The organism is Tessaracoccus rhinocerotis, assembly GCF_007197885.1.
In the GTDB taxonomy this organism is placed as follows: Bacteria; Actinomycetota; Actinomycetes; order Propionibacteriales; family Propionibacteriaceae; genus Arachnia; species Arachnia rhinocerotis.
Window position 1 is genome coordinate 639,455 of record NZ_VKKG01000002.1, and the last position, 17,746, is coordinate 657,200.

16 protein-coding genes are annotated in these 17,746 nt (G+C 69.9%); 15 read left to right on the top strand and 1 reads right to left on the bottom strand.

Annotated elements, in window-relative coordinates; all coding sequences use genetic code 11:
• The first annotated feature begins 39 nt into the window (after positions 1-39).
• The 15 genes from rplT to FOJ82_RS08215 are packed head-to-tail and all read left to right on the top strand — an operon-like array spanning position 40 to position 15,608.
• Positions 40-411, top strand: coding sequence for a 50S ribosomal protein L20 (gene rplT, locus FOJ82_RS08145; RefSeq protein WP_143937948.1), 372 nt, complete (start codon positions 40-42; stop codon positions 409-411).
• Position 412: 1 nt separating this feature from the next.
• On the top strand, positions 413-1,237 hold the full coding sequence (locus FOJ82_RS08150) for a TrmH family RNA methyltransferase (RefSeq protein ID WP_143937949.1): 825 nt from the start codon (positions 413-415) through the stop codon (positions 1,235-1,237).
• 9 nt (positions 1,238-1,246) lie between these two features.
• Positions 1,247-2,356: a phenylalanine--tRNA ligase subunit alpha gene (pheS, locus tag FOJ82_RS08155; RefSeq protein ID WP_143937950.1), complete on the top strand. Its 1,110-nt coding sequence runs from the start codon at positions 1,247-1,249 to the stop codon at positions 2,354-2,356.
• Complete coding sequence (gene pheT / locus FOJ82_RS08160; protein ID WP_143937951.1) at positions 2,353-4,854, top strand: phenylalanine--tRNA ligase subunit beta; 2,502 nt, start codon at positions 2,353-2,355, stop codon at positions 4,852-4,854. Before pheS ends, pheT begins: the two co-directional genes overlap by 4 nt.
• Before the next feature lie 49 nt (positions 4,855-4,903).
• Complete coding sequence (locus FOJ82_RS08165; protein ID WP_246099798.1) at positions 4,904-6,028, top strand: cytochrome P450; 1,125 nt, start codon at positions 4,904-4,906, stop codon at positions 6,026-6,028.
• A 9-nt stretch (positions 6,029-6,037) separates the two neighbouring features.
• Complete coding sequence (locus FOJ82_RS08170) at positions 6,038-7,138, top strand: hypothetical protein (protein ID WP_143937952.1); 1,101 nt, start codon at positions 6,038-6,040, stop codon at positions 7,136-7,138.
• Complete coding sequence (locus tag FOJ82_RS08175; protein ID WP_143937953.1) at positions 7,122-7,676, top strand: TetR family transcriptional regulator; 555 nt, start codon at positions 7,122-7,124, stop codon at positions 7,674-7,676. Before FOJ82_RS08170 ends, FOJ82_RS08175 begins: the two co-directional genes overlap by 17 nt.
• A 40-nt stretch (positions 7,677-7,716) precedes the next feature.
• Positions 7,717-8,748 carry an N-acetyl-gamma-glutamyl-phosphate reductase gene (gene argC / locus FOJ82_RS08180; protein ID WP_143937954.1) on the top strand — a complete coding sequence of 344 codons (1,032 nt, stop codon included), beginning with the start codon at positions 7,717-7,719 and terminating at the stop codon, positions 8,746-8,748.
• Entirely contained in the window at positions 8,745-9,896 is a 1,152-nt protein-coding gene (gene argJ / locus FOJ82_RS08185) for a bifunctional glutamate N-acetyltransferase/amino-acid acetyltransferase ArgJ (RefSeq protein WP_143937955.1), read from the top strand. Before argC ends, argJ begins: the two co-directional genes overlap by 4 nt.
• Positions 9,893-10,789 carry an acetylglutamate kinase gene (gene argB, locus FOJ82_RS08190; protein WP_143937956.1) on the top strand — a complete coding sequence of 299 codons (897 nt, stop codon included), beginning with the start codon at positions 9,893-9,895 and terminating at the stop codon, positions 10,787-10,789. The genes argJ and argB overlap by 4 nt, the downstream gene beginning before the upstream one ends.
• Positions 10,786-11,964: an acetylornithine transaminase gene (locus FOJ82_RS08195; protein WP_143937957.1), complete on the top strand. Its 1,179-nt coding sequence runs from the start codon at positions 10,786-10,788 to the stop codon at positions 11,962-11,964. The genes argB and FOJ82_RS08195 overlap by 4 nt, the downstream gene beginning before the upstream one ends.
• Positions 11,957-12,454, top strand: coding sequence for an arginine repressor (locus FOJ82_RS08200; RefSeq protein WP_143937958.1), 498 nt, complete (start codon positions 11,957-11,959; stop codon positions 12,452-12,454). The genes FOJ82_RS08195 and FOJ82_RS08200 overlap by 8 nt, the downstream gene beginning before the upstream one ends.
• A complete protein-coding gene (argH, locus tag FOJ82_RS08205) occupies positions 12,451-13,881 on the top strand; it encodes an argininosuccinate lyase (protein ID WP_221933061.1) in 1,431 nt (476 codons plus the stop codon). The genes FOJ82_RS08200 and argH overlap by 4 nt, the downstream gene beginning before the upstream one ends.
• A 5-nt stretch (positions 13,882-13,886) precedes the next feature.
• A complete protein-coding gene (gene tyrS / locus FOJ82_RS08210; protein ID WP_143937959.1) occupies positions 13,887-15,140 on the top strand; it encodes a tyrosine--tRNA ligase in 1,254 nt (417 codons plus the stop codon).
• Positions 15,141-15,188: 48 nt separating this feature from the next.
• Entirely contained in the window at positions 15,189-15,608 is a 420-nt protein-coding gene (locus tag FOJ82_RS08215; protein WP_143937960.1) for a CBS domain-containing protein, read from the top strand.
• 18 nt (positions 15,609-15,626) lie between these two features.
• Here the strand turns inward: FOJ82_RS08215 and FOJ82_RS08220 are convergent, their stop codons facing one another.
• Positions 15,627-16,634 (bottom strand): CapA family protein, encoded by a 1,008-nt coding sequence (locus FOJ82_RS08220; protein ID WP_185975679.1) that lies wholly within the window; start codon positions 16,632-16,634, stop codon positions 15,627-15,629.
• Positions 16,635-17,746 lie beyond the last annotated feature (1,112 nt).

Here is a 17,746-nt window from a genome sequence, read left to right on the forward strand (position 1 = left end):
GCCGGGTGTGCAAATCCGGCCTGCACGAAGGAGTAAGACATGGCACGCGTCAAGCGTTCTGTGAATGCGCACAAGAAGCGCCGCGAGATTCTCGAACTGGCCTCCGGCTACCGGGGCCAGCGTTCCCGCCTGTACCGCAAGGCCAAGGAGCAGGTCCTCCACTCGATGACCTACGCCTACCGCGACCGTCGCGCCAAGAAGGGCGACTTCCGCAGCCTGTGGATCCAGCGCATCAACGCCGCGGCCCGCGCCGAGGGCATGACCTACAACCGCTTCATGAACGGCCTGAAGAACGCCGGCGTCGAGGTTGACCGCAAGATGCTCGCCGAGCTCGCCGTCAACGACATCGCCGCCTTCCAGGCTCTCGTGGTCATCGCCAAGGACAACCAGTCCGAAGCTGCTGCTGCCTGAGGTGAATCGCCCCACTGAACCGAACGCAGTGCCCGATCTACCGGTCGGTGCACTGCGTTCGTTTCGTCGGCTCACCAGCCGGCGCGGACGCGACCTCGCTGACCGCTTCCTCGTCGAAGGACGACAGGCGGTGCGCGAGGCGCTCCGCATGCCCGGGGTGGTCCAGGAGGTCGTCGTCGACGACCCCGTCCGCCACGAGGACCTGCTGGCGCACCACGAGGGCCCCCTCTGGCGGGCCGGTGAGGCGCAGATGCGCCAGCTCAGCGACACCGTCACGCCCCAGGGGATCGTGGCCGTCTGCAAACGCCTCGACCACGAGCTCGCCGACCTGGGCGACGCCCGGCTCGTCGTCATCTGCGCGCAGGTCAGGGACCCCGGCAACGCCGGGACAGTCATCCGCTGCGCGGACGCCTTCGGTGCCGACGGCGTCATCCTGACCAGCGGCTCCGTGGAGATCCACAATCCCAAGACCGTCCGCTCGACCGTCGGGAGCCTGTTCCACCTGCCCATCGTCACCGGGATCGGTCTGGCCGAAGCCGTCGCGCACGTGAGGGCCATGGGCCTCCAGGTGCTGGCTGCGGACGGGGGCGGGGACGAGCTGGACCTGCTCGCCGCCGCGGGGGAGCTCTCGGGCCCCACCGCGTGGATAATGGGCAACGAGGCGTGGGGGCTGCCCGCCGAGGACGCGGAACTGGCGGACCGAGTGGTGGCCGTGCCAATGTGGGGATCGGCCGAGAGCCTGAACCTCTCCAGCGCCGCGGCCATCTGCCTCTACCAGACAGCCTCGGCCCAGCGCCGCGGCGAACAACGCTCGACCCAACAGTGAGGAGTGCCCATGTCCGGGCCGAATGACAACTTCGATCCCAAGCGCGTCGCCGCGCTGGACCCCGACGTCGTCAATGGTTTCGTCGAGGCCGCCCTCGCCGCGGTCCGGGGGGCGAGCACCAGCGCAGAACTGAAGCAGGTGCGCATCGACCACGTCGGTGAGCGGGCGCCGCTCGCCCTCGCGAACCGGGAGATCGGTGCGCTACCGCCAGCCGCGCGCAAGGAGGCCGGCGCCCGCGTCGGGAAGGCCCGCGGGCAGGTCAGCCAGGCCGTCGCGGCCCGCCAGGAGGAACTGGCCGCCGCCGAACTCGCGCAGGCACTGGTGGACGAGCGCATCGACATGACCCTGCCCGTGGAACTCGGTCCCCAGGGTGCCGTGCACCCCATCACCGCACTGATCGACGAGATGTGCGACGTGTTCGTCGCCCTCGGCTGGGAGGTCGCGGAGGGGCCGGAGCTCGAGGCCGAGTGGTACAACTTCGACGCGCTCAACCTGGGCCCCGACCACCCCGCACGCGGTGAGCAGGACACGCTGTGGGTGGAGCCACCCTCCGCGGGCAAGCTGCTGCGCACCCAGACCTCTCCCGTTCAGATCCGCGCCCTGCTCGAGCGGGACGTGCCTCTTTACGTCGTCAGCCCGGGAAAGGTGTTCCGCGCCGACGAGTACGACGCCACCCACCTGCCCGTGTTCCACCAGCTGGAGGGCCTGGTCGTCGACAAGGGCATCTCGATGGCGGACCTGCGCGGCACCCTGGACCACTTCGCGAAGGCGATGTTCGGCGACGTCACCACCAGGATGCGTCCCCACTACTTCCCATTCACGGAGCCCTCGGCCGAGGTCGACCTGCAGTGCTTCGTGTGCCACGGCGAGTCGGTCGGCAACCCCGAACGGCCCTGCCGTACCTGCCGCAGCGAGGGCTGGATCGAGTGGGGAGGCTGTGGCATCGTCAACCCGCGCGTGCTGGCCGCCTGCGGCATCGACACCGACGTCTACTCCGGCTTCGCCTTCGGCATGGGCGTGGACCGCACCGTCATGTTCCGCAACAACGCTCCCGACCTGCGTGACTTCGTCGAGGGCGACATCCGCTTCAGCCGCTCCCTGCTTGGAGGTGCCCGATGAAGGCCCCGATGTCCTGGCTCCGCGACCTCGTCGCCCTGCCCGAAGGCACTGACACCGCGACCGTCGCCGCCCGCTTCACGGCCCTCGGCCTCACGGTAGAGCACGTGACGTCCACCGGTCCCGACATCACCGGCCCGCTCGTGGTGGGCCGGGTGCTGTCCTTCTCCGACGAGCCACAGAAGAACGGCAAGGTCATCCGCTACTGCCGCGTCGACGTCGGCGACGAGCTCAACGACCCGGCCTCCGAGGAGTTCCCCGCCTCCCGCGGCATCGTGTGCGGGGCGCACAACTTCGCTGTCGGGGACCTCGTCGTGGTCGTGCTTCCCGGCGCGGTCCTGCCCGGCGGGTTCGAGATCTCGGCGCGCAAGACCTACGGCCACATCTCCGACGGCATGATCTGCTCCGACCTCGAACTCGGCCTCGGCGAGGACCACGACGGCATCCGCGTCCTGGACCCCTCCCTCGGTGCCGCCGTCGGCGACGACGCGCTCGAGCTGCTGTGGACGCAGGACGAGGTCCTCGAGATGGAGGTCACGCCAGACCTCAGCCACGGCCTGTCAATGCGTGGACTCGCCCGGGAGGCCGCCTCGGCGGCGGGCGTCGGCTTCGACGACCCCTACGCGATCCCCATGCCTGAGAACTCCGAGGCCGGCCAGCCCGTCGTCCTGGAGTCCGACCGGGCAGTCAACTTCGTCGCACTCACCATCGAGGGCTTCGATCCGGCCGCGCCATCGCCGAAGTTCATGGTGGACCGTCTCGTTGCGAGCGGGGTGCGCTCCATCTCGCTGCCGGTCGACGTCACCAACTACGTGATGCTCGAGTCCGGGCAGCCGCTGCACGCCTACGACGCGGCCGGTCTGCAGGGCACCATCCGGGTGCGGCAGGCGCACGAGGGCGAGCAACTGCGCACCCTCGACGGCGTGCTGCGCGATCTCGCGCCGGACGACCTGCTGATCACCGACGACTCCGGCCCCATCGGGCTGGCGGGCGTGATGGGTGGCGAGGCGACCGAGGTCAAGGAGTCGACCACGTCCATCGTGCTCGAGGCGGCCCACTTCGACGGTCCGAGCGTCTCGCGTACCTTCCGCCGACACGGCCTGTTCTCGGAGGCGTCCAAGCGGTTCGAGCGCATCGTGGACCCGGGGGTGCCGTACGCGGCCGCGCGGCGCGCCGCTGAGCTCCTGGTCACGCACGGTGGCGGGACCATCCGGCCGGAGTACACCTACGTCGGGAAGGTGCCCGCCAAACATCGCCTGAACCTGCGCTCGGGCCTGATCCCGGCGATCCTTGGCGCCGACGTGCCCGTGTCGGACTCCATCAGGATCCTGCAGGCCAGCGGGCTGGGAGTCACCGCCCTCGGGGACTCGCTGAGCCTCGAGGTGCCCACCTGGCGCCCCGACCTGCGCGACCCCTACGACATCGTCGAGGAGGTCGGGCGCAAGTTCGGCTACGACCGCATCGGCCGCAGCATGCCCACTCCGCCACCCGGCGGTGGACTCACCCGCCGCCAGAAGGACGCCCGCCGCGTGCTGGCAGCCGTCGCGGCACTCGGCTTCACCGAGGTGCTCAGCCTGCCGTTCGTCTCCGCCGACGACGTAGACGCGCTCGGCGTCGCCCCGGACGACCCGCGCCGGAAGCTGGTGCGCCTCGCCAACCCGCTCGACGACACGCAGCCGTTCCTGCGCACCAGCCTCCTGCCGGGCCTGTTCCGCGCAGTGGCGAAGAACACCTCGCGCAGCAACGACGACCTTGCCCTGTTCGAGCGTGGCTCCGGCTACTTCGACTCCGGGACCCCCGACGCGCCACGCCCGGATCTCTCGCAGCGGCCCTCCGACGAGGAACTCGCGGCGCTCGAGGCCGCGCTGCCGACGCAACCCGACACCATCGCCGCCGTCGTCACCGGAAACTGGGTGACCGCGGGCTGGGACGGCCGCGCAGTGCCCGCCGACTGGCGCCACGTCGTCGCCTTCGCCGAGACGGCCGCTGCCGCCGTCGGCCTGCGAATCAGCCGCGTGAACGACGACGCGGCCATGCCCTGGCACCCCGGCCGCTGCGCCAGGCTCGTGGTGGGGGAGCTGACCATCGGCTTCGCCGGTGAGCTGCACCCCGAGGTCGTCAGGGCCTACGGGCTGCCCGCGCGCACCTGCGCCGTCGAGTTCAACCTCGGGGATCTGCTCGCGGCCGCGCCGGCTGGCGGCACCATCGCCGCGATCTCCGGCTTCCCGGTCGCCAAGGAGGACGTCGCACTCGTCGTGGACGAGGCCGTCGCAGCCGCCGACGTCCGGGCCGCGCTGGTCGAGGGTGCGGGCGAACTCCTCGAGTCGGTGGTCCTGTTCGACGTCTACCGGGGCGACCAGATCCCCGACGGCAAGAAGTCCCTCGCCTTCGCAATGCGGTTCCGCGCGGAGCGCACCCTGAAGGACGCGGAGGCCGCGCAGGCACGCAACGCGGCGGTCGCGGTTGCCGCCGAACGCTTCGGGGCGGTCCAGCGGGCCTGATCGCCGTCGGCCGTCCTGCGGGGTGCCCCGATTGGCTATCGTGTCGATCGTGAGCACCACTGACAACGGGACGGCCGACATCGGACACCAGGCGGTACTCGCCGACGGCGAGGTGGTTCGGGTGATGGGACACGCGGAGGTGCTCGACGTGGTCACCGACCCCGAGCGGTACTCCAGCGCAACCTCCCGGTTCCTGCAGGTGCCCAACGGGCTCGACGGGGCCGCGCACCGCCTGTTCCGACGGGCGCTGGACGCCTACTTCACCCCAGCCCGGATGGCGGCGCTCGAGCCGGCCGTGCGCGACGTGGCCCGCCGGGTCGTGTCCGAACTGCCGCGCGGCGAGGCGGTGGACTTTACCCGCGACCTCGGCACCCGGTATGCAGTCCAGGTGATGCTGGCCTGGCTCGGGTGGCCCGACGAGCTCGAGGAAGAGCTGGTGGAGTGGGTCTTCGAGAACGCCGCAGCCACCCGCTCGCGCGAGCTGGAGCGCACAACCGCCGCCGCCGAGCACTTCGACCACATCATCGACCGGGTGATCGCGCCACGGCTGGAGCGCCGCGAGGACGAGCCCCGCGACGTCACGGATGAGTTGCTGCGCGAACGGGTCGACGGGCGCCTGCTGACCCGGCCAGAGCTGGTCTCGGTGCTGCGCAACTGGACCGGAGGTGACCTGGGGTCCATGGCCCTGTGCGTCGGCGTCATCGGCCACCAACTGGCGGTCTCACCCGACGTCGAGGCCGACGTCCGCTCCCGCCGCAACGATCCCGACGGCCTGGCGGCGGCCCTCGACGAACTGCTTCGCATCGACGACCCCTTCGTCAGCAACCGGCGCAAGGCGACCAAGGACACCGAGATCGCGGGTTGCCCCGTGCACGCGGGGCAGCGGGTACTCGTGGACTGGACCAACGCGAACCGCGACCCACGGGTGTTCCAGGACCCCGACCGCTACGACCCCGAGCAGCACGCCCAGCTCAACCTCGTCTACGGTGCCGGGCCCCACGTCTGCCCGGGCCGTCCGCTGGCCACCCTGGAGCTGCGGGTCCTGTTCGAGGAACTCCTCGACGCCACCACCGACCTCTCCCACGACCCGGGTTCGCCGGGCGTGCGCGCCCAGCGGCCCCTCGGTGGCTGGTCCTCCTCACCCGTCGTGCTGACCTGGGGCGGGGCCGCCTAGGATGGCCGCGTGACGTGGATCACACGCTTCGAACAACCGGCCTCACCGACGGCCCCCGACGCCTGGCCGCTGCAGGCCGAGGCGGAGTTCTGGAGCGACGTGCTGGACGAGAAGCTCGGTTCGCGTGACCTTGCAGAGACGGTTCCGCTGCTGTTCTCCCAGGGGACCGACCCGCGGTACTCCACGGTGGTCCGGCTGGTGGCCAGCGACGTCCCGTCACCGGGAGGGATCGATGAGTGCACGGGCGTGGCGGCGGTGCACCTGCCATGCGCGGACAACCTCGACGTAGCCGAGGTCAGTTGCGTGGTGCGGCGCGGCCGTCGCGGCGAAGGCATCGGGGGAGCACTGCACGAGGCCGCCCTGCGGGTGGGCCGGGCGCACGGCCGGGAAAAGTTCTGGGCGTTCACCGTCGAGCCGCCCCAGTTGGCTGCCGGAGTCGCCACCCTGCCCACGCAGAGCGGTGAGGGCATGGTCGACGCCACCAGCAGGGAGTCGCGGTTCCTGTCGGACCGCGGATACCGGTTGATGCTGGTGGAGCGCACCGCGATGCTCACGCTCCTCTCCGTCGAGGACCGGGTGAGGGCAAGGGACGAGGTACGTGCGCGTACGACCCGCGCCTACGAGTGCCTCACGTTCTCCGGCACAGTGCCGGAGGAACTCCTCGACGCGGTGGCGACGCTCAACTTCCACATGAGCACCGATGTGCCGACCGGGGGAGTGGACATGAGTGAGGTGTGGGACGCCGACCGGGTCCGCGCCATGGACCACGAACGCGAACTGGCGGCCAGGGACCAACTGGTGACCCTGGTCCGGCGCGTCGACACCGGCGAGTTCGTCGGGTTGACCCGGCTCCTCAAGGACCGCTCCGTCGCGGCGATCGCACACCAGTGGGAGACCATCGTCGTCAAGGAACACCGCGGCCACGGCCTGGGGATGCTGGCAAAGGTCACAAACCATGCCGCACTCGCCTCCACCTGGCCGAGCGTTGCCCGCATCTCCACCGGCAACGCCGTCCAGAACGAACACATGTTGGCGATCAACGACGCACTCGGGTTCGAGACCCACGGCCGGGAAGGGTTCTGGGTGATGGACGATGGCGCTCAGTCCTGAGGCCATCGTCGGGGCCGCCCTCGGAATCCTCGACCGGTTCGGCCTCGCAGACCTGAGCATGCGCCGGGTCGCAGGCGCGCTCGACGTCAAGGCAGGCGCCCTCTACTGGCACTTCCCGAACAAGCAGACCCTCCTGGCCGCCGTCGCCGACGAGGTGCTCACGGATCTGGACGGCGACGGCCCCGCAACGGAATGGGACCGCTGGCTGCTCGACTGGGCCGCGCGGCTGCGGGCCCTGCTGCTGGCGCACCGGGACGCGGCCGAACTGGTGGCCTCGGCCACCGCCATGGGACTGGGGAGAGTGGACCCGTGCGGTGCCGGACGCCTCGTCCTGGAGAGGGCAGGCGTGGCTCCCGACGACGCGGAGGCCGCCATGCAGGCGCTCCTGCACTTCGTCCTGGGCCACGTCACCGAGGAGCAGACACAGGCGCAGCTGCTGGAACTCGGGGTGCTCGCCGAGATCGACGACGCCCGCTCGGAGCGGCACTTCAGCCGGGGAGTCGACCTGCTGGTGGCCGGCATTCGCGCCCTGTCATGACAGGTGGAATACTTATTCGATTCATGGCATAGTTTTCCCCATGAGCTACAAGGTTGCCGTGGCCGGGTGCACCGGATACGCAGGAGGTGAGGTGCTGCGGTTGCTGCTGCAGCACCCTGAGGTCGAGATCGGTGCCCTCACGGGCAACTCCAGCGTCGGCGACCGCCTGGGCGCGCACCAGCCACACCTCGCGCCGCTGGCCGAGCGGGTCGTGGTCGAGACCTCGGCCGAGAACCTCGCCGGCCACGACGTCGTCTTCCTCGCGCTCCCGCACGGCAAGTCCGCGGCGGTGGCCGAGCGCCTCGGCGACGACGTGCTGGTGGTCGACGCCGGTGCCGACTTCCGGCTCGCCGACGCCGCGGACTGGGAGAAGTTCTACGGCTCCCCGCACGCGGGCACCTGGCCCTACGGCCTGCCCGAGCTGCCGGGGCAGCGGGAGCGGCTCGCCGGTGCACGGCGGATCGCAGTTCCGGGCTGCTACCCGACGGCCGTGACCCTCGCGCTGCTGCCCGCCGTCGCTGCGGGGCTGGTCGATCCCTCCGGGGTGGTCGTCGTGGCAGCGAGCGGGACCTCTGGGGCCGGGAAGTCCCTCAAGCCGAACCTGCTGGCATCGGAGGCGGCCGGAAACACCAGCGCCTACGGCGTCGGCGGCGTGCACCGCCACACGCCCGAGATGGTGCAGAACCTCTCGCTGGTCACCGACCAGCCCGTGAACGTCAGCTTCACCCCGATGCTGGTGCCCATGCCCCGCGGCATCCTGGCCACCTGCAGCGCGCCCGCGGCGGAGGGTGTGACCACCGCGCAGGCACGGGCTGCGTACGCGCTGGCCTATGCCGACGAGCCCTTCGTCGACCTCCTCCCCGAGGGCACCTGGCCGCAGACGGCCGCGGTCGTCGGCAGCAATCGCGTGACCGTGCAGGTCACCGTCGACGAGGTGGCCGGCCGGTTGGTGGCCATCTCCGCGGAGGACAACCTCACGAAGGGCACCGCCGGCGGCGCCGTCCAGTCCATGAACCTCGCCCTCGGCCTGCCCGAGACCCTGGGCCTGTCCACGATCGGAGTCGCGCCGTGAGCGTCACCACACCGAAGGGCTTCGCCGCCGCAGGCGTCGCCGCAGGCATCAAGGCCAGCGGCAACACCGACCTCGCCGTCGTCCTGAACCGGGGGCCAAGGCAGGCCGCCGCTGGGGTGTTCACCCGCAACCGGGTCCAGGCAGCGCCCGTGAAGTGGTCGCGGCAGGCGGTGGAGGACGGGGAACTGGCAGCGGTGGTCCTCAACTCCGGCGGCGCCAACGCCTGCACCGGCGCCGAGGGGTTCTCCGACTCCGCCCGCATGGCGGCCGAGACCGCCGCCGCGCTGCAGGTACCCACCGACAACGTGGCAGTCTGCTCCACCGGGCTGATCGGGATCCGGCTGCCGATGGCGGCCGTGGCCTCCGGCATCGCAGCCGCCTGCGGTGCGCTCAGCGCCGAGGGGGGCGCCGACGCAGCGCGTGCCATCATGACCACCGACACCGTCCCCAAGCAGGCCGGCATCGGCCGCGACGGGTGGAGCATCGGCGGCATGGCGAAGGGTGCCGGCATGCTCGCTCCCGGGCTCGCCACGATGCTCGTGGTGATCACCACCGATGCGGACGTGCCGGCGACCGAGCTGGACACCGCCCTGCGGGAGGCCTGTCGCCTGTCCTTCGACCGGGCGGACTCCGACGGCTGCATGTCCACCAACGACACCGTGATCGTGATGGCCTCCGGCGCCTCGGGCGAGACGCCCGGCACCGAGGAGTTCACCGCTGCGCTCACCGGCGTGTGCCAGGACCTGGCCCGCCAGTTGATCGCCGACGCGGAGGGCGCGAGCCACGAGATCGCCATCGAGGTGACCGGTGCGGCCAGCGAGGAGGACGCGGAGGTGGTCGGACGCGAGATCGCCCGCAGCAACCTGTTCAAGTGCGCCGTGTTCGGCAATGACCCCAACTGGGGGCGGGTGCTCTCGGCGATCGGCGTCACCGACGCGGAGTTCGACCCGGACCGGATCGACGTCGCGTTCAACGGCGTCCAGGTCTGCATCGGGGGCCAGATCGGGCAGGACCGCGCGCTGGTGGACCTCACGGGACGCAGCGTGCACGTGCTGGTCAACCTGAACGCCGGCGACCAGGGCGCCACGATCCTCACCAACGATTTGACCTACGACTACGTGAAAGAGAACGCGGAGTACTCCTCATGACCCGGACCACCTCACGCGACCAGCTGCTGGTAAAGGCCAACACCCTGATCGAGGCGCTGCCCTGGCTGGCCGAGTTCGCCGGCGAGACCATGGTCATCAAGTACGGCGGCAACGCCATGATCGACGAGGACCTGAAGCGCGCGTTCGCTCAGGACATCGTGTTCCTGCGTCGGGTCGGGATCAAGCCCGTCGTCGTCCACGGTGGCGGACCCCAGATCTCCAGCATGCTGGGGCGGTTGGGCATCGACTCCGAGTTCCGGGGCGGCCTCCGGGTAACCACTGCCGAGGCCATGGACGTGGTGCGGATGGTGCTGGTCGGCCAGGTCGGGCGTGAGCTCGTCGGCCTGATCAACGCTCACGCGCCGTTCGCCGTCGGCATGTCCGGGGAGGACGGCGGCCTGCTGCACGCCCGCCGGCGCGGCTTGGTCGTGGACGAGGAGGAGGTGGACCTGGGGCTCGTCGGCGACGTCGCGTCCGTGGATCCCGCCGCGGTCCAGGACCTGATCGAGGCCGGCCGGATCCCCGTGGTGGCCACCGTCGCTCCCGGCCCGGACGGCCAGGTCTACAACGTGAACGCGGACACCGCTGCCTCGGCGATCGCCGTCGCGCTCGGAGCCAAGCGGCTGGTGATGCTGACCGACGTGGCCGGCCTGTACGCGAACTACCCGGACGAGTCGTCCATCATCAGTTCGATCAGCGCCTCGCAGGTGGAGGAGCTGCTCCCCAGCCTCGAGTCCGGGATGGTGCCCAAGATGGAGGCGTGCCTGCGCGCGGTGGACGGGGGAGTCACCTCGGCCACGATCATCGACGGCAGGGTGCCGCACTGCCTGCTGCTCGAGGTCTTCACCGACGAGGGCATCGGCACCATGGTCACCGCAAGGGAGCAAGCATGACGAACCAGGACCTGCTCGGCCGCTACGAGGCCGTGATGATGAACGCGTTCGGGACCCCCAAGCGGGCCTTCGTCAGCGGCGACGGCGTCCACCTCACTGACGCCGACGGCAAGTCCTACGTGGACCTGCTCGCCGGGATCGCCGTGAACGCACTGGGTCACAACCACCCGCGCGTCGTGGAGGCGATCACCTCGCAGCTCCACACGCTGGGCCACGTCTCGAACTTCTTCGCCACCGAGGGCCAGGTCCGGCTCGCCGAGCGGCTCGCGGCCGCGGCGTCCGACCGCGGGGACGCGCGGGTGTTCTTCGCGAACTCGGGCGCCGAGGCCAACGAGGCGGCGTTCAAGCTGACCCGGCTCACGGGCCGGACCAGGATCGTGGCCATGGAGGGTTCCTTCCACGGCCGCACCATCGGGTCGCTGGCGATCACCCACACCGCCAAGTACCGCGAGCCATTCGAGCCGCTGCCCGGCGACGTCGAGTTCGTCCCGTTCGGTGACGTCGCGGCCCTCGAGGCAGCCGTCGACCACCGGACGGCCGCCGTGGTGCTCGAGCCCATCCAGGGCGAGGCCGGGGTGGTGCCGGCGCCCGAGGGCTACCTCGCCGAGGCCCGGCGCATCACCTCCGAGCACGGTGCCCTGCTGTGGATTGACGAGGTCCAGACCGGCATCGGGCGCGCGGGCGAGCTGCTGCTGCACCGCGCCGCCGGCGTGACCGCTGACGTCGTCACCCTCGCCAAGGGACTGGCAAACGGCTTCCCGATCGGTGCCTGCATCGCCGTCGGACCTGCCGGTTCCCTCCTGACGCCCGGGCTGCACGGGTCCACGTTCGGCGGCAACCCGGTGGCCGCGGCCGCGGCGAACGCCGTGCTCGACGAGCTCGAGGGCGGCGTCCTGGACAACGCCCGCGAGGTGGGGCAGTGGTTCGCCGACGCCGTCGAGGGACTCCACGAACCGCTCGTCAGCCACGTCCGAGGACGTGGGCTGCTGCTCGGGATCGTGCTCAACGAGCCGATCGCGGCGGCGGTCGTCGACCTCGCCCTCGAGGCCGGCTGGGTGGCCAACGCGCCGCGGCCCGACGTGATCCGAGTCGCACCCCCGCTGGTGATCACGGCCGATGAGCTCGCGGGCTTCGTGCACGCGCTGCCCGAGCTCCTCGCCAGGGCCCATGGCTGACGTCTCCCGCTCCGCGCGGCTCTCGCTGCTGCGGGGGTTGCTGGAGCAGGCACGCTTCACCTCCCAGCAGGAGCTCAGCCAGGAGCTCGGGTCGGATGGCGTGCGGGTCAGCCAGTCAACCCTCAGCAAGGACCTCGTCACCCTGGGGGCAATGCGGCGTCGCGCCGAGGACGGGAGCCTCGTGTACGCACTTGGGGATGACGCAGATCCGCAGGCCACGGCCCTGGTCAAGCTCGCGCGGCTGTGCAGCGAGATGCTGCAGTCGATCAGGTACGCCGGCAACCAGATCGTGCTTCGGACGCCGCCCGGGGCTGCGCAGTACTTCGCGGCCACGCTCGACGGCGTCCGGCTGCCTGGCGTCATGGGCACCATCGCCGGGGACGACACGGTGCTCGTGATCAGCACCACAGGGGTCGCCACCCAGAAACTCGTGGCGACGCTCTCGGACATGACACGCACAGGAAAACCACAATCGGAGGAGATCGAGTGAGCGGGACAGACCAGGGCAGGCTCTGGGGCGGAAGGTTCGCCGGCGGCCCCAGCGAGGCGATGTTCGCACTCAGCAAGTCGACCCAGTTCGACTGGCGCTTGGCGCTCCACGACATCGCCGGTTCGCGGGCCCATGCCAAGGCGCTGCTGGCGGCGGGGTTGCTCACCGAGCAGGAGGCCGCCGAAATGGACGCAGGCCTCGCGGAACTCGCCCGCCGGGTGGAGACGGGCGAGTTCGAGGCGGCACCCTCCGACGAGGACGTCCACGGCGCCCTCGAGCGCGGGCTGAAGGACGTCGTCGGAGCGGAACTGGGCGGCCGCCTGCGTGCTGGTCGCTCCCGCAACGACCAGATTGCGACGCTGATCCGCTCCTACCTGCGCACCGAGATCCGGCTCATCGCCCAGGACCTCGACGGTGTCCTGGCCGCCCTCGAGCAGCAGGCCGGTGAACACCTCGGCGCGGTGATGCCCGGACGCACGCACCTGCAGTCGGCGCAGCCGGTCCTGCTGAGCCACCACCTGCTGGCACACGCCTGGCCGCTGGCCCGCGACGTCGACAGGCTGCGGGACCTGGACCGCCGCCTCTCCGTCAGCCCCTACGGGTCCGCGGCACTGGCAGGCACCTCGCTCGGCCTCGATCCCGAGCTGGTGGCGCGAGAGCTGGGGTTCACGTCCTCGACCCCCAACTCCATCGACGGCACGGCCGCGCGCGACCTCGTGGCCGAGGCCGCGTTCGTGCTGGCCCAGGTGGGCGTGGACCTCTCGCGGCTCAGCGAGGACGTCATCATCTGGTGCACCGCCGAGTTCGGGTTCGCCCGACTGCACGACTCCTGGTCCACCGGCAGCTCGATCATGCCGCAGAAGAAGAACCCCGACGTCGCCGAGCTGGCCCGCGGCAAGGCCGGCCGCCTGATCGGCAACCTCACCGGGCTGATGGCCACGCTCAAGGGGCTGCCGCTGGCCTACAACCGGGACCTGCAGGAGGACAAGGAACCGATCTTCGACGGGATCGACCAACTGCACGTGCTGATCCCCGCAGTCGCCGGAATGGTCGCGACCCTCACCTTCGACACGGCGCGGATGGCGGAGGTCGCCCCCATGGGGTTCTCGCTCGCCACCGACGTCGCCGACCACCTGGTCCGTGAGCGGGTGCCGTTCGCCGTCGCCCACGAGGTGGCGGGGGAGACCGTGCAGTACTGCGAGGACAACGGCATCACGCTCCAGGGGCTGACCGCGGCGGACCTGCCCAGGATCTCAGAGCACCTCGACGAGGGGGTGCTGGCCGTGCTCACCGTGGCCGGATCGGTCGCGGCCCGCAACGGACGCGGCGGCACCGCACCCGACCGAGTCGCTGAGCAGCTCGCCGAGCTGGGATCCGTCCGCGAGGAGCTCTCGGCTTGGGCGGCCACCGAGCCGGCGATAGGCTGACCGCCGTGAACGCACTACTTGACGACCTCACCTGGCGGGGGCTGATCGCCCAGTCGACGGACCCGGATGCCCTCGCGGCACACCTGGACGAGGGGCCGGTCAAGTTCTATGTCGGCTTCGACCCGACGGCGCAGAGCCTCCACATCGGGCACCTCGTGCAGCTGCTGCTGGCGCAGCGCCTGCAGCGCGCCGGGCACCTGCCGCACATGCTCGTCGGCGGCGCCACCGGCCTCATCGGCGACCCCAAGGAGACCGGCGAGCGGGTGATGAACACCACCGACGTCGTGGCCGGTTGGGTGGAGCGCATCCGCGCCCAGGTGGAGCGTTTCGTCGCCTTCGAGGGCGATGCCGCGGCCACCATGGTCAACAACTACGACTGGACCGGCGCGATGAACGTGCTGGAGTTCCTGCGCGACGTCGGCAAGCACTTCCCGGTCAACCGGATGCTGGCGCGAGACGTCGTGGCGCGGCGGCTGGAGGAGGGCATCTCGTACACGGAGTTCTCCTACGTGCTGCTGCAGTCCCTTGACTTCCGGGAGCTGCGCCGACGCCACGGGGTCACCCTGCAGTTCGGGGGCAGCGACCAGTGGGGCAACATCACCGCCGGGGTCGAGTTCATCCGACGCAGTGACCAGGGGCGCGTGCACGCAGTGGCCACCCCGCTGGTGACCAAGGCGGACGGGACCAAGTTCGGCAAGACAGAGGGGGGCGCCGTCTGGCTGGACCCCGAGCTCACGAGCCCCTACGCGTTCCACCAGTTCTTCCTGAACGCGGAGGACGCGAAGGTCGTCGACTACCTGAAGGTATTCACGATGCGCTCCCGCGAGGAGATCGAGGAGCTCGAGCGGGCCACCGAGGCAGAGCCCTACAAGCGGGCCGCCCAGCGGGCGCTCGCCGACGACGTCACGGACCTCGTGCACGGGGTCGCGGAACGGGAGGCGGCCACGGCCGCAGCCGCCGCGCTCTTCGGACGCTCGGAGCTGTCCCAGCTGTCCCCGTCGACCCTGGCGGGAGTGATGCGTGAGGTCGGGTCCGTCGAGGTCTCGGGCGAGATCACCGTCATCGACGCACTCGTGACGGCCGGCCTCGTCGAGTCCCGCTCCGCGGCCCGGCGGGCCGTGGCCGAGGGTGGCGCGTACGTGAACAACGAGAAGGTCACCGACGCAGATCTCGTGCTCGGCGCCGAGCATCGGCTCGCCGACGCCTACGTCGTCCTTCGTCGCGGTCGCAAGACCGTCGGGGGAGTGCACTTCGCCTGATAGCTCGGTTCGGCTGTGCCGGCAGCCCATCAGTGCAATGCTTCTTCGATGACTACTGCACGCGATGTGATGAACCGGGGCGCCCAGACCATCGGCGCCGAAGACACGCTGCTCGATGCGGCCCGACACATGAAGAACCTCCAGATCGGCTCGCTCCCCGTCAGGGCGGCCGACGGCGCACTGGTGGGGATGGTGACGGACCGGGACATCGTGATCCGCTGCGTTGCCGACGGTGCGGACGCGGCGGCCACGACCGCCGGCTCCGTTTCCTCCGGTGGGATCGTCACGGTGGAGGCGGACATGGACATCGACCAGGTGCTGTCGCTGATGCGGGAGCACCAGGTCAAGAGGATGCCCGTGGTCGACGGCGGGGAGCTCATCGGCATGATCAGCGAATCCGACCTGGTGGCCGAACTGAGCAGCGAGCGCATCGCCCACTTCGCCTCGGGTGTGTACAAGAAGGACTGACCGCCGCCGCGGAGCGCCTCAGCGCTCGACGAGTCCCTCCACCCCGGCGGAGAGGACGATGGCACGGGTGCGGGCGGCCGACTCCCGCAGCAGCTTCGCGTCCTGCGCATTCGCTGCGGCCAGGGCGTCGCTGACGACCAGGACGCGCGCCGGGCTGCCCGGGCGGTACTTCGTGATCATGGTCGGCGCGAACTCCCCGGACGTGGACGTGAACGTCCCGTCCGCCCTCTCGGAAAAGGTGAAGGTGGCGAGGTAGCCGTCGTAGGTCCAGGGTTGGGCCGGGCCGCTCTGGGCCATCAGGTTGCCGGCTCCATAGGCGACCCACTTGCCGTTCATCCGGGTCACGGGCTGGACGACGTGGGCGTGCTGGCCGATCACCAGGTCCACGTCCTCGGAGGCGGTCAGTGCAGTGGCGAAAGCCACCTGCTGCTGGCTGGGGGTGCTCTCGTACTCGGTACCGGCATGCATGTGGACCACCACGATGTCGGCCCCCGCGGATCGGGCCCGGGCAGCCTGCGCCAGCGTGTCCTCGACGTCCATGAGGGACACCGACCACGGAGCGTCCTCGGGCAGGGGGATCCCGTTGGTGCCGTAGGTGGAACTGACCACCGCGACCCCCACCCCGTCTGCCGTGGTGAGCACCACGGGGGTGTTTCGGTCCTCGGCGCTGGCGTAGGTGCCGGCGGTGAGGATGCCATTGGCTCGGTGCACCTCGATGTTTCGTGCCAGCCCGGCGAGACCAGCGTCCAGGGAGTGGTTCGACGCGGTGGTGCAAACGTCCCACCCAACTCCTGCGAGCGCCGGCGCTATCTCCTGCGGTGCCTTGAACATGGGGTAGTCCGAGTAGGGTCCGCCAGCCTCCGCGAACGGCACCTCCGAGTGACAGATCGCCACGTCCGCTGCGCCCACCCGCTCCTCGAGCGCGGCCAGCTGCGGCGCGAAGTCCATTGAGCCGCCGCCGTCGACGCGGGCGGACTCCCAGAGGGTGTCGTGCCACAGCAGGTCACCGGAGAAGTTGATCGTCACGCTGTGGGGACCGGACGGCCCCTCGGACCGGGGCCGGGTGGCCGTCGGCGACGTTGACGTCCCAGGCGGCGAGCTCGTGGTGGTGGGCGACGGGCTCTCCCGGGCGGTGGTTCCCGGACTCGCAGTGGCGGACGCGGTGGGTGGTGTGACCGCCGGACCTGGGGAGACTTGGTCCTCGGAGTGTGGCGCGGAGGGGGATGCGGATCCGGTTCCCAGGCCCGCGGGCGCGCAGGAAGACAGCGTCAGCACGAAGGCGGCCGTCACCCATCGACGGGGTGCGTTGCGGCTCCGAGGTGCCATGCCCCAAGACTGCCACGCGGTCGGAGAGCGCCGACGGCGACCCCGATTTGCGTGGGCATGGGAGCGCGTGTAGAGTTCTCAACGCTTCGAGGTGAACCGGACGCCCACATGGCGGCCGAACCAGGAGCCCCAAACCATCGACTACCGTCTCAGGACGAGTGTGTGTTCGCTAGGAACCCGCTCAAGGTCTTGAGGCAGCGACGGGTGCGGTGAGGACCATGAAGTGGAACTTCCCCGGCTCTGCCAAGGAAAAGGACCGCATGGTTCACGACACAACTCAATAGAAAGATGGCCGCGAATTCGTTTTGACGAAATGGTGGATATCTGACTAGAGTTAGTCGAGTCGCTTCAACGAGGTGACAAACTCCAGAGCCGGCGCCGATTTGAATCGGAACCGAGAATGGAGTAAGGTGGGAAAGCCGACAGGGAGACCTGGAGGACGAAAACCTGGACAACTAAACGAGGCTCTCGAGCCGGCAGCGCAAGTTGCGGATGCGAGATAAGTCGAGTATAGTTGTCCGAGTTGCCCCAAGGCTGATCAACGGTTAGTTGTGAGGTTTGGGAGCACCCGAAACTTGAGAACTCAACAGCGTGCTTAAAGTCAATGCCAATCACACATTTTGGTGTGTGGTTGTTTTACATGCACATTTGCCAGCACTGTTTTGGTGTTGGTGTGCGTTTCTCGTCGGCAGGCCCTTTGGGGTTTGTCTTTGAGATTCCTTTGATTAATTGATAGATCCAGCAATGGAACTCTGTCGGGTAGTCAAGCTTGTTGTTTTGAATTGACAGTTTATGGGTTATTGCCCTTGCTG

Excerpts from the sequence above, each read along its gene's own strand:
- rplT (WP_143937948.1), top strand. The coding sequence starts at position 40 with ATGGCACGCGTCAAGCGTTCTGTGAATGCGCACAAGAAGCGCCGCGAG.
- pheS (WP_143937950.1), top strand. The coding sequence starts at position 1,247 with ATGTCCGGGCCGAATGACAACTTCGATCCCAAGCGCGTCGCCGCGCTG.
- pheT (WP_143937951.1), top strand. The coding sequence starts at position 2,353 with ATGAAGGCCCCGATGTCCTGGCTCCGCGACCTCGTCGCCCTGCCCGAA.
- FOJ82_RS08175 (WP_143937953.1), top strand. The coding sequence starts at position 7,122 with ATGGCGCTCAGTCCTGAGGCCATCGTCGGGGCCGCCCTCGGAATCCTC.
- argC (WP_143937954.1), top strand. The coding sequence starts at position 7,717 with ATGAGCTACAAGGTTGCCGTGGCCGGGTGCACCGGATACGCAGGAGGT.
- argB (WP_143937956.1), top strand. The coding sequence starts at position 9,893 with ATGACCCGGACCACCTCACGCGACCAGCTGCTGGTAAAGGCCAACACC.
- FOJ82_RS08195 (WP_143937957.1), top strand. The coding sequence starts at position 10,786 with ATGACGAACCAGGACCTGCTCGGCCGCTACGAGGCCGTGATGATGAAC.
- FOJ82_RS08200 (WP_143937958.1), top strand. The coding sequence starts at position 11,957 with ATGGCTGACGTCTCCCGCTCCGCGCGGCTCTCGCTGCTGCGGGGGTTG.
- FOJ82_RS08215 (WP_143937960.1), top strand. The coding sequence starts at position 15,189 with ATGACTACTGCACGCGATGTGATGAACCGGGGCGCCCAGACCATCGGC.